General features: G+C 64.8%; 7 protein-coding genes. 2 read left to right on the forward strand and 5 right to left on the reverse strand.

Going from position 1 to position 11,978, the window contains the following annotated elements:
* Positions 1-224: 224 nt before the first annotated feature.
* Together ACZ0AJ_RS17320 and ACZ0AJ_RS17325 are read left to right on the forward strand one after the other, a co-directional pair.
* Entirely contained in the window at positions 225-3,587 is a 3,363-nt protein-coding gene (locus tag ACZ0AJ_RS17320; RefSeq protein ID WP_499455743.1) for an MHYT domain-containing protein, read from the forward strand.
* Positions 3,584-4,579 (forward strand): response regulator, encoded by a 996-nt coding sequence (locus ACZ0AJ_RS17325; protein WP_499455745.1) that lies wholly within the window; start codon positions 3,584-3,586, stop codon positions 4,577-4,579. The genes ACZ0AJ_RS17320 and ACZ0AJ_RS17325 overlap by 4 nt, the downstream gene beginning before the upstream one ends.
* Positions 4,580-4,962: 383 nt before the next feature.
* Here the strand turns inward: ACZ0AJ_RS17325 and ACZ0AJ_RS17330 are convergent, their stop codons facing one another.
* The 5 genes from ACZ0AJ_RS17330 to ACZ0AJ_RS17350 all read right to left on the reverse strand — a co-directional run bounded on the left by ACZ0AJ_RS17330 (position 4,963) and on the right by ACZ0AJ_RS17350 (position 11,862).
* A complete protein-coding gene (locus ACZ0AJ_RS17330; protein ID WP_499455735.1) occupies positions 4,963-6,141 on the reverse strand; it encodes a glycosyltransferase family 4 protein in 1,179 nt (392 codons plus the stop codon).
* A gap of 12 nt (positions 6,142-6,153) precedes the next feature.
* The gene (locus ACZ0AJ_RS17335) at positions 6,154-7,293 is read right to left on the reverse strand and encodes a glycosyltransferase family 4 protein (protein ID WP_499455737.1); all 1,140 of its coding nucleotides are present in this window, start codon (positions 7,291-7,293) and stop codon (positions 6,154-6,156) included.
* Positions 7,290-8,219 carry an NAD-dependent epimerase/dehydratase family protein gene (locus tag ACZ0AJ_RS17340; protein ID WP_499455739.1) on the reverse strand — a complete coding sequence of 310 codons (930 nt, stop codon included), beginning with the start codon at positions 8,217-8,219 and terminating at the stop codon, positions 7,290-7,292. Before ACZ0AJ_RS17340 ends, ACZ0AJ_RS17335 begins: the two co-directional genes overlap by 4 nt.
* A gap of 1 nt (position 8,220) precedes the next feature.
* A complete protein-coding gene (gmd, locus tag ACZ0AJ_RS17345; protein WP_499455747.1) occupies positions 8,221-9,261 on the reverse strand; it encodes a GDP-mannose 4,6-dehydratase in 1,041 nt (346 codons plus the stop codon).
* Between the two features lie 288 nt (positions 9,262-9,549).
* On the reverse strand, positions 9,550-11,862 hold the full coding sequence (locus ACZ0AJ_RS17350; RefSeq protein ID WP_183556172.1) for an NADP-dependent malic enzyme: 2,313 nt from the start codon (positions 11,860-11,862) through the stop codon (positions 9,550-9,552).
* Positions 11,863-11,978: the final 116 nt, after the last annotated feature.

The raw sequence follows: 11,978 nt of genomic DNA on the forward strand, positions 1-11,978 counted from the left end.
ACGGCGCGCAAGGGCGACGGGAAGTTGTTGACTGCGCCCCCAGCATACCAGCGAGCATGATTTTTACGCAATGAACAGCCTGAGATGGTCGCTTCGACGCTACAGAACACAACAATTCGTCCAGCAATCTCACGTGCACCAACACAGTAAATTCGGAAAATGCGATACTCCAGTTTAATGCTCCATGGAAGTTTTTTTTACTACAGCACAACTCTGCCTTCACTATGCTGCCATCGTTTGCCGTTCCTGAAGATCCATCCCTGCTGACGTACGGGATGTACGACCCCACGCTGGTGGTGCTGTCGCTGCTGGTGGCAATCTTCTCGTCGTGGATGGGCTTGCAGGTGACCGGTCAGGCCAGCGCCCATCCGTCGCACCGCGCCATCGCGCTCGGTACGGGCAGCCTGGCACTTGGCGCCGGGGTCTGGGCGATGCACTTCATCGGCATGCTTGCCTTCGACCTGTGCACGCCGGTGCATTACGACCACTGGACGACGCTGCTGTCGGCGCTGCCCAGCATCGGCGCGTCGTGGGTGGCGCTGAGCCTGATTTCGCGTCCCGAACTGCGCCTGTCGCATTTGCTCGTGGGCGGCGTGCTGGTTGGCGCCGGCATCGGCGCGATGCACTATGCCGGCATGGACGGCATGCGCATGCGGCTGTCGCTGCACTATGACCCGTTCACGTTCGCGGTCTCGATCCTGGTGGCCGTGATCCTGGCCACGCTGGCCCTGAGCGTGCGCCACGGCCTGTCGCGCTTCCAGTCGGTGTCCGAATCGCGCCGCCTGCTGCTGTCGGCCTGCGTGATGGGCTGCGCGATCGCCGGCATGCACTACACCGGCATGGCTGCTGCGCGCTTTTCGGGCACGGTCGATCCAGGCAGCGCAGCCGATACCAACAGCGGCTTCCTGGCGCTGTCGATCACGGTGACCACGGTGGCGCTGTCGGTGGCCGTGCTGGGCGTGAACGGCCTGCTGCGCTATCGCCAGATGTTCCAGGACCTCTCGCGCAGCGAAGCCTGGATGCGCGCCCTGCTCACCACCACGGTCGATGGCGTGATCACGGTCGGGCGCGATGGCGTCATCACCGAATTCAATGCGTCGGCCGAGCGCATTTTTGGCTGGCGCCGCGGCGAGATCGTCGGGCGCAGCATCGGGCTGCTGCTCACCGAGCGCGGTCGCGCCGCCAACTTCAATGTGCTGACCGTGCTGGCGCGTGGCAGCCTGGAAGGCATCAACACCAGCACCGAGACCTGGTGCCTGCACAAGGATGGCCACGAAGTCCCGGTACGGGGCGCAATCGGTCATGCGCGGCTGCGCGAGCAGGACCTGTTCGTCTGCTTCGTCACCGACATCAGCGAGCGGCGTGCGATGGAAAGCGCGCTGCAGGCCAGCGAGCAGCAGTTCCGCTCCCTGATCGGGAATATTCCCGGCATCTCGTACCGCAGCGCGCTCAATGAAGAATGGCCGATGATCTTCATCAGCGATGCAGTCGAACGCGTCACCGGTTACCCGGCGCGCGACTTCCTGGGCAGCCCGCCGCGCCGCGTGTTCGGCGCGATGATCCACGCCGAAGACCGCCTGCGGGTGGGCAAGGAAACCAGCGCCGCGATGCGCGAGCACCGGCCGTACCTGGTCGAATACCGCCTGCTGCATGCCGACGGCAGCGTGCGCTGGCTCTGGGAAAACGGCACCGGCGTGCACGACGAAGCCGGCAACCTCCAGTACCTCGATGGCGTCATCCTCGACATCACCGAGCGGCGCGAGATGGAAGAAGCGCTGCGCTGCGCCAAGGAGAAGGCCGAGCAGGCTGCGGCCGCCCGCGCCACCTTCGTGGCGAATATGAGCCACGAGATCCGCACGCCGATGAATTCGATCCTGGGCTTTACCGACGTGCTGCTCGATGGCGAACTCAATGTCGAGCAGCGCCGCCACCTGGACACCGTGCGCAGCGCCGGCCGCGCCCTGCTGCGACTGCTCAATGAAATCCTCGACACGGCCAAGCTCGAAAAAGGCGCGGTCGAACTCGAACAGAATGACTACAACCTGCTGTCCCTGATCGATGAACTGTCGTCGACGCTGGCGGCCAATGCGCGCGCCAAGGGCCTGCACCTGGATATCCAGTACGACCCGGCGCTGCCCACCGGCCTGCGCGGCGACGAACTGCGCATGCGCCAGGTGCTCACCAACCTGCTCGACAACGCGATCAAGTTCACCGCCACGGGCGGCGTGACGCTGACCGTGAGCGCCGATGTCGACCAGCTGTGCATCGCCGTGATCGACACCGGCATCGGCATCGCGCCCGACCGCCTGGCTGCGATCTTCGATCCGTTCACGCAGGCCGACGCGTCGATGACGCGCCGCTTCGGCGGCACCGGGCTGGGCACCACGATCAGCAAGCAGCTCGTCGAGCTGATGGGCGGGCGGATCTGGGCCGAGAGCCAGCCGGGCCAGGGCGCGACATTCCACGTGCGTGTGCCGCTGATCCTGGCGCGCTTTTGCAACCAGGCGCCGCGTGTGCGCAGCGCCGCCGTGCTGCCGCCGCTGCGCGTGCTGGTGGCCGACGACGTGCCGCAGAACCTCGAGCTGATGCAGCTGTTGATGACGCGCCGCGGGCACACGATGACGGCCGCGCGTGACGGCGGCGCGATCGTCGAACTGGCCACCAGCGGCGAGTACGACGTGGCGCTGATGGACTTCCAGATGCCGGTGATGGATGGCCTGGACGCGACCCGCGCCATTCGCGCGCACGAGGCGCGCCATGGCACCGCGCGACTGCCGGTGATCGCGATGACCGCCAGCGTGCTGGCCGAGCACCGCCAGGCCAGCGTGGACGCAGGCATGGACGGCTTTGCCAGCAAGCCGGTCGACTGGTTCGCCCTGTCGCACGAGATCGCGCGCGTGCTGGGCCTCGAAGGCGGCGTGCCGGTCGAAGCGGCCGCCGTTCCGACGGCGCCGCGCGAAGTGCTCAACCGGCGCGCGGGCCTGCACCGCTGGAGCAACCGCGAAGACGCTTATGCCGAAGCCCTCGACCACTTCAGCCGCCAGTACGCGCAGCTGGACGGCGCGATGCGCCTGCATGCCGCCGGCGGCGATCACGTACAACTGCGCATGCTGGCGCACAAGGTGCGCGGCGCGGCCGCCAACGTCGGCCTGGAGCGCTTGTCCGACGCGCTGGCGACGCTGGAGCAGGCGACCAATGCGGTGCCGACCGACGAGCGGCACGCGGCCGAGGCGCTCGGCGTGGCGGGACAGGCGCTCGAGGCCGCGCTGGCCGCGATCGGCAACGTCGCCGCCACGCCAGTGCCGGCCACGCCAGGCGCCGGCATCGACCTGACACGCGCGCGGCGCGCCGGCGGCGTGCTGCTCGAAGCGCTGCGCCGCGGCGCCCTGAACGACGGCGCCATGACCAGCCTGGCCGTGGCGCTGGCCGCCCATCCGGCCATCACCCGCGTGGTCCAGGTGCAGTCGGCCATCGCCGATTTCGACTTCGATCTCGCCCTCGATCACCTGGAAGCCGTGCTGGCGATCCTGGGGACCGAGTCCTCTGACGGCGCGCCTGGCGACGCCACCAACGATCCTTCCGCATGAACCAACCGACTACCCGACCGCTGATCCTGGCCGTCGACGATGAAGCGAGCAACCTGCAACTGCTGCGCCAGATCCTGCAGGACCACTACCGCCTGCTGTTCGCCAAGGATGGCGCACGCGCGCTCGAACTGGCGCGCCAGGAGCAGCCCGACCTGGTCCTGCTGGACGTGATGATGCCGGGGATGTCCGGCTACGAAGTGTGCGCGGCGCTGAAGGCCCATCCGGCCACGGCGTCGGTGCCGGTGATTTTCGTGACCGCGCTGACCGAGACGGCCGACGAGGTGGAAGGCTTCGAGGCCGGCGCGGTCGACTACATCACCAAGCCGGTCAGCCCGCCGGTGGTGCGCGCGCGCGTGCGCACCCACCTGTCGCTGGTGCGCATGGAAGCGCTGCGCGCGAGCCGCCTGGAGATCGTCCAGCGCCTGGGCCTTGCGGCCGAATACAAGGACAACGAGACCGGCCTGCACGTGATCCGCATGAGCCATTTTTCGCACATCCTGGGCATCGCGGCCGGCCTGAACGAAACGGAAGCGGACGACCTGCTGCACGCGGCGCCGATGCACGACGTGGGCAAGATCGGCATCCCGGATCGCATCCTGCAAAAACCGGGGCCGCTTGACCCCGACGAGTGGAAGATCATGCAGAGCCACGTGACGATCGGCGCCGAGATCATCGGCGAACACGCCAGCGGCATGCTGGCACTGGCGCGCCAGATCGCGCTCACGCACCACGAAAAATACGACGGCAGCGGCTACCCGAACGGCCTGGCCGGCGAAGCGATCCCGCTGGTCGGCCGCATCGTGGCCATCGCCGACGTCTTCGACGCCCTGACCTCGCTGCGACCGTACAAGAAAGCCTGGACCGAAGAAGACGCAGTCGCCTTCCTGCACGACCAGAAAGGCCGCCACTTCGACCCCCAGCTCGTCGACCTCTTCACCACCCGCCTCCCCGCCATCCGCGAAATCCGCACCCGCTGGGCCGAAAAACCCTGACCCTCCCCCCAAAAAACAATGAGGGTCAGAGTCGATTTATTGGGCAATTCCTCAAAGTTGTCAAACAATTCGACTCTGACCCTAATTATTTTGGAGGCTTTTTCGACGGTGCGCGGCGTTTCTGATGCCGTCAATAATTGAATTTTTTCGGAGCATCAAATTACACGCCAAACTGGCAAAAATTAATTAGGGTCAGAGTCGATTTATTGGGCAATTCCTCAAAGTTGTCAAACAATTCGACTCTGACCCTAATTGTTTTTCAAGGGTTTTTGGGCATGGATTTGTGGGGGTGACAGCGACTCAGGCGGGGATTGGGGGTGCGATCGGCGTTGCCGATCGCGGGGGGATGCGGTGTCTCAGACTTTCGTCTGCGATGCGTCGTCTCAGACTTTCGTCTGAGACAAACCTGCTTCCGTTTGCTCAAGCGCTGCTGTGCTTGAGCCGGTGGCGCGGCGGGCGATCAGGTCGTGGTAGAGCGCGGTGTAGTTGGCGGCCATTTGTTCGGAGGTGAACAGCTCTTCGAAGCGTGCGGCGGCGCGCCGGCCCATCGTGCGTGCCAGTTCGGGGTTGTCCCATAGCGTGCGCATTGCGGCGCGCAAGGCCAGCGCGTCCGATGGCGGGACCACCAGGCCCGTGTCGCCATCGATGTTGATGTACGTGGTGCCGGTACCGATCTCGCTCGAGATCATGGGCTTGCCGTACATCGCGCCTTCGAGCAGCGAGATGCCGAAGGCTTCCGAGCGCAGGTGCGACGGGAACGAGACCGCGTAGCACAGCGTCAGCAGCGCGGCTTTATCGGGTTCGTCGATCGCGCCGACGAACAGGACGTTTTTCAGGCCCAGGCGCGCGGCCTGTTCCTTGAGCTCGTGCTCGATCGGTCCCGCGCCGACGATGACGACCGGGTAATCGGTGCCGGCGGCCGCCTCGAGCAGGATGTGCAGGCCCTTGTAATAGCGCAGCACGCCCACGAACAGGAAGAACTTGGGACCGACCCGCTCGCGCCAGTACGCCAGGCGATCGGGGTCGGGCTGCGGGTAGGTGGTGCGGTCCAGGCCGAACGGGATCACGCTGGTCTTGCCCGGATAGCGCGCCAGTACGGTCGACGAGCCCAGGTAATTGGGCGAGGTCGCGACGATGGCGTCGACGCTGCGCAGGAAGCGGTGCTTGAGCGGCTGGTACAGGCGCAGCAAGTGGCGCTGGCGCACGATGTCGGAGTGGTACGTGACCACCGTCGGCTTGTTCACGCGCGCCATGAAGTGCGCCAGGTCCATGAACGGCCACGGGAAGTGGTAGTGCACGACGTCGGCTTCACGCGCCAGGCGTGCCAGCGCGCCGATCGACTGGACCGAGATGGCGTTGGATGCGATCTCGGCATTGAGCGGGACCCGGTGCACCATATGGCCTTCGAACTCGAACGGTGCGAGGTCTTGCTGGCGCGACAGCGACAGCACGGTATTGGTCACGCCAAGGCGCCCGGTGCCCACGGCCATCTGGCGGATCACCTGTTCGACGCCGCCGACCGAATCCGGGTGGTAGGTCTTGTAAAAATGAAGGACGCGCATAATCAACTCAGCTTACTGCGAAAGTACGGCTCGGTACACATTTGCCGTCAGGCGTGCGGTGTTTTGCCATGTCAGTTGTTCGGCACGTGCACGCCCTGCGGCGATGCAGCGCGTGCGCGCAACACTGTCCTGTGCCAGTGTGCGCATGGCCTCGGCCAGTTCGCCCGCCGACAGCGGATCCACCAGCAAGGCCGCATCGCCCGCCACTTCGGGCAGCGAGGTCGTGTTGGAAGCCACCACCGGCACGTTCGAGGCAAACGCTTCAAGCACCGGGATGCCGTAGCCCTCGTACAGCGAAGGGAAGACGAATACGCCAGCGCCGGCATACAGGTGGCGCAATTGCTCCTGGTCGGTCAGGCGATCGAGCCAGACGAGATTCTCGCCCGCCGCGCGCGCCGCCGCCATGCTGGCCACCAGGGCCTCGCTGCGGCTGCCGGGTGCGCCGACGATGACCAGCGCACGTTCGGCGCGCACGGCCGCCGGCAGCATCAGCCAGGCGGCCAGCAAGCGCTCGACGTTTTTGCGCGGCTGCAGCGTGCCCACGAACAGAAAATAGCCCGGCTGCAGCTTGTGGATCGCCAGCGTGGCCCGCGTGGCCTCTGGCGCGGGCGGCGTCAGCCAGCTTTCGTCGACGCCGCACGGCACCACCGTCACGCGCCGTTCGTCGACGCCAAAGCACTCGACCAGTTCGGGGATGGCGAAGTGCGACAGCGCGATCACGTGGTCGGCCTTGCGCGCAGCCTTCGCCTGCAACTGGTTTTTCAGCGCGCGCAAGCGCGGATTGCACCATTCCGGGTGCTTGATCGGCAGCGCGTCGTGCAGGCTGGCCACGACCGGGCAATCCATGCGCACCACGCGGTAATCGGTCACGTGGAATACGTCGAGCGGCATGTGCACACGGTGCGCCGCCGGCGTGACCAGGTCGAGCAGCGTGGCGGCTTCGAATGAATAGGGAAACGCCTGGCCGACACTGATGCCGGCAGCCCCGCCGCGCGCACGCGGCCAGGACCACGGCGTGACGGTGCAGCCGGTGGCCGGCAGGTGGCGCAGCAGCGCATTGGTGTAGACGCCGATGCCATCGAGGCGTCCGCCCGTCAGCCCCGGTTCGATCATGGTCGTCCCGAGGCCGACGTTGATCGCTGCGGCGTTCACGCCAGGCACATCCAGCGCAAGGTCTCATACAGCGGCGTCGGGGCCAGGTCGCCCACCACGGCAGTCAGCTTGCGATTGCTGCCAGTCAGTTGCAACACGTCGTTGGCGCGCACGAAGGCCGGGTTGACCTGCACGTCGATGCGATAGCCGGCGATCTCGCCCATCATCTCGATGACGTTCGACAGCGAGTGCGGCGTCCCGGAGCAGACGTTGAACGCTTCGCCGGCCGGCGCTGCCGCCAGGATGCGGCGATAGGCACGCGCCACCATGCGCACGTCCGAGAAGTCGCGTGCGATCGCGAGATTGCCCAGTTCGATGCGCGCTTCGTGGCGGCGGAAATGCGAGACGATTTTCGGCAGCAGAAAATTTTCCGCCTGCCCCACGCCGGTGTAGTTGAACGGCCGCACGATCGTGATCGGCAACTTGTCCATCCACAGGCGCGCCATGTATTCCATGGCCAGCTTGCTCACCGCATAATCGTTGGCCGGCGAAGGCGTCACGTCTTCATCGATGACAGGCACGCTGGCATTGCCATAGATGTTGGCCGACGACGCCAGCAGCACGCTGCTTGGCCGGTGATTGCCGGCAGCAAGCGCCTCGAGCAGATTGCGCGTGCCCACGACGTTGACGCGGTAAATCGCTTCGACGTTGGCGTGGCCGACAAACGCGATACCGGCCAGGTGCGCCACGACATCGGGCTGCACGTCGGCCACCATGGCCGCGACGGCATCGCGGTCGCACAGATCCACCGCGACCATGTCGGGGCCGACCTCTTCGCCCGGCATCACGGTGCCGAACACGCGGTAGCCGGCGGCTGTCAGCTCTTGCGCCAGGTAGTACCCGGTAAAGCCGCGCAGGCCCGTGATCAGGGCGCGCCGCCCTTCCCCTTCACGCAGCAGGGTGTCGTCCGTGGCCAGGCGCGTCATATCAGAACGAGAAGCCCAGTTCGTTGCGACGCAGGTCGGCATCGACCATCATCTGGCACAGCTCTTCGAGCGTGGTCTTCGGTTCCCAGCCCAGCTCGCGCTTCGCCTTGGCCGGATCGCCAATGAGCAGCTCGACTTCGGCCGGACGATAGAACTTCGGCGAGACGCGCACCAGTTGCTTGCCGCTGGTGGTGCAGTGGGCCACTTCGTTGTCGCCGCTGCCGCTCCAGTCGAGCGTCACGTCCACGGCCTTGAAGGCCATGTTGACGAAATCGCGCACGGTCTCGGTGCGGTTGGTCGCCAGCACATAGGTGTCAGGCTTGTCGGCCTGCAGCATGCGCCACATGCCTTCGACGTATTCCTTGGCAAAACCCCAGTCGCGCTTGGCGTCCATATTGCCCAGCTCGAGCACGTCCTGCTTGCCCAGCTTGATCTTGGCGACGGTATCGGTGATCTTGCGCGTGACGAACTCACGGCCACGCAGTGGCGACTCGTGGTTGAACAGGATGCCCGACGAACCGAAGATGTCATACGACTCGCGGTAATTGATCGTCATCCAGTGCGCGTACAGCTTGGCCACGCCGTACGGGCTGCGCGGGTAGAACGGTGTTTCTTCGATCTGCGGGATCGCCTGCACCTTGCCGAACATTTCCGACGTCGACGCCTGGTAGAAGCGGATGGTCGGGTTGACGATGCGAATCGCCTCAAGCAGGTGGACGGCGCCAAGGCCGGTAATCGATGCGGTAGCCAGCGGCTGGTCGAACGACACGCCAACGAAACTTTGCGCGGCCAGGTTGTAGACCTCGCCCGGCTGCGCCGTTTCCAGCAGGCGGATGCTCGAAGCCAGGTCGGTCAGGTCGTATTCGACCAGCGACAGGTTCGGATGCGTGGTAACGCCGAGCTCATCCATGCGCCAGAAATTGACTGAGCTCGAACGGCGATAGGTGCCGGTGACGTGGTAGCCTTTTTCGAGAAGCAGTTGCGCCAGATAGGCGCCGTCCTGGCCGGTGATGCCGGTGATGAGGGCTCGTTTGTTATGCATATGATGGATGATTTGAAGTTGGTCTTGCAGGCGCAACGTGATGAAAAAGGCGCCCGGCCAAACGAAGATTGTAACAGAGGAGGTCGCCAGACTGGCTCGCGCTCCGGAGTTTGGTGCAATTCAGACAACGCTTACCCGGTCAATTATGACGCGAAAATGACGCGGTAAACGGCCTGCTTACGGTTTGTTACGAGTGTCCCCGGGCCGCGACAAAGGGCGACAGCCCGAGACAAAGTACGGTCAGGCGGCGCGTGGACGGCACCGCCATCCACGCATTCATTGCCCCGCTTAGCGTGGCGAAACCGCCTCGACGACGGCCAGCGCCGTCATGTTGACGATCCGGCGCACGGTCGCTGACGGGGTCAGGATGTGCACCGGCCGCGCGCAGCCCAGCAGCACCGGGCCGATGGCGATGCCGTTGCCGGCGGCCGTCTTGACCAGGTTGTAGGCGATGTTCGCGGCGTCGATGTTCGGCATCACGAGCAGGTTCGCATCGCCCTTGAGCGTCGAGTTCGGCATGATCTTGGCGCGCATCTTGGCGTCGAGCGCCGTGTCGCCATGCATCTCGCCATCGATTTCCAGGTCGGGCTTCTTCTGCTGCACGAGAGCCAGCGCGGCGCGCATCTTTTGCGCCGATTCCGAATTGGCGCTGCCGAAGTTCGAGTGCGACAGCAACGCTGCGCGTGGCACGATGCCGAAGCGTTCCATCTCTTCGGCCGCCATCACCGTGATTTCGGCCAGTTGCTCGGCGTTCGGATTCTCGTTGACGTGGGTATCGACCATCGCCAGCTGGCGCTCCGGCGTGATGACGAAGTTCATCGCCGCATACACCTTGGCGCCGGCGCGCTTGCCCAGCACCTGGTCGACGAATTCCAGGTGCATCTGCGTGGTGCCGTAGGTGCCGCAGATCATGCCGTCGGCTTCGCCCTTGTGGATCATCATGGCGCCGATCAGCGTGTGGCGGCGGCGCATGGCCAGCTTGGCCAGGTCTTGCGTGACGCCCTTGCGCATCACCATCTGGTGATAGCTCTGCCAGTAATCGCGGTAACGCTCGTCGAAATCGGGATTGATGACGTCGAAGTGCACGCCGAGTTTCAGGCGCAGGCCGAATTTCTCGATGCGCTGCTCCAGCACGGCCGGACGACCGACCAGGATCGGGCGCGCCAGCTTTTCGTCGACCACCACCTGCACGGCGCGCAGCACGCGCTCTTCTTCGCCTTCGGCGTAGACGATGCGCTTGAGCTCATCCGGTGCGCTCTTGGCAATCGTAAACAGCGGCTTCATGAAGGTGCCGCTGCGGTAGACGAACTGCTGCAGGTTCTCGGCGTAAGCCGCCAGGTCCTCAATCGGGCGGGCAGCAACGCCGCCGTCCATCGCGGCCTTGGCCACGGCCGGCGCGATATGGGTCAACAGGCGCGGATCGAACGGCATCGGGATCAGGTATTCCGGACCGAACGACAGGTTCGAAATGCCATAGGCCGAGGCCACGATGTCCGACTGCTCGGCGTGCGCCAGGTCGGCAATCGCGTGGACCACGGCGATTTCCATTTCGCGCGTGATCGTCGTCGCGCCGCAATCGAGCGCGCCGCGGAACATGTACGGGAAGCACAGCACGTTGTTGACCTGGTTCGGATAATCCGAACGGCCGGTGGCGATGATGGCATCGCTGCGCACGGCTTTCACGTCTTCGGGCAGGATCTCGGGATTCGGGTTGGCCAGCGCCAGGATCAGCGGGCTCGGGCCCATCGACGCGACCATTTCTTTCTTGAGCACGCCACCAGCGGACAGGCCCAGGAAGATGTCGGCGCCCGGGATGACTTCGGCCAGGCTGCGGTGCGGCGTGTCCTGCGCGAAGCGTTCCTTGTCCGGGTCCATCAGTTCGACGCGGCCCTTGTAGACCACGCCGGCCAGGTCGGTGACATAGATGTTTTCGATCGGGAAGCCCAGGTCGACGATCAGGTCGAGGCAGGCCAGCGCGGCCGCGCCGGCACCGGACACCACCAGTTTGCACGATGTGATGTCCTTGCCCACGACTTTCAGGCCATTGAGGATCGCAGCGCCAACGATGATCGCGGTGCCGTGCTGGTCATCGTGGAAGACCGGGATCTTCATGCGCTCGCGCAGCTTGCGCTCGATGTAGAAGCACTCGGGCGCCTTGATGTCTTCGAGGTTCACGCCGCCAAAGGTCGGCTCGAGCGAGGCGATGATGTCGACCAGTTTGTCGGGATCGGTTTCGTTGATTTCGATGTCGAACACATCGATGGCGGCAAATTTCTTGAACAGCACGCCCTTGCCTTCCATCACCGGCTTGGACGCCAGCGGGCCGATATTGCCCAGGCCCAGCACGGCGGTGCCGTTGGTGATGACTGCTACCAGGTTACCGCGCGCCGTGTACTTGTAGGCGTTGGCGGGATCCTTGACGATTTCTTCGCATGGCGCCGCGACGCCCGGCGAGTACGCCAGCGCCAGGTCGCGCTGGTTCAGCAGGCCCTTGGTGGGCGTGACGCTGATCTTGCCGGGACGTGGGAACTGGTGATATTCGAGCGCTGCTTGGCGCAATTGCTGACGCAATTCTTCTTTTTTGTCAGATGACGAATCCATGCTGAAAGGCCTTCCTGGTGCGAAACGGGGCTTTCGATTCTATCAGAGAGGGTCTTGGCAACGACTACGTATTTTCAACATGATTATGTGCGGTTGCAGCAAAATCGCCCGGGCTG

The sequence above is a fragment of the Telluria sp. AC161 genome, assembly GCF_979258535.1.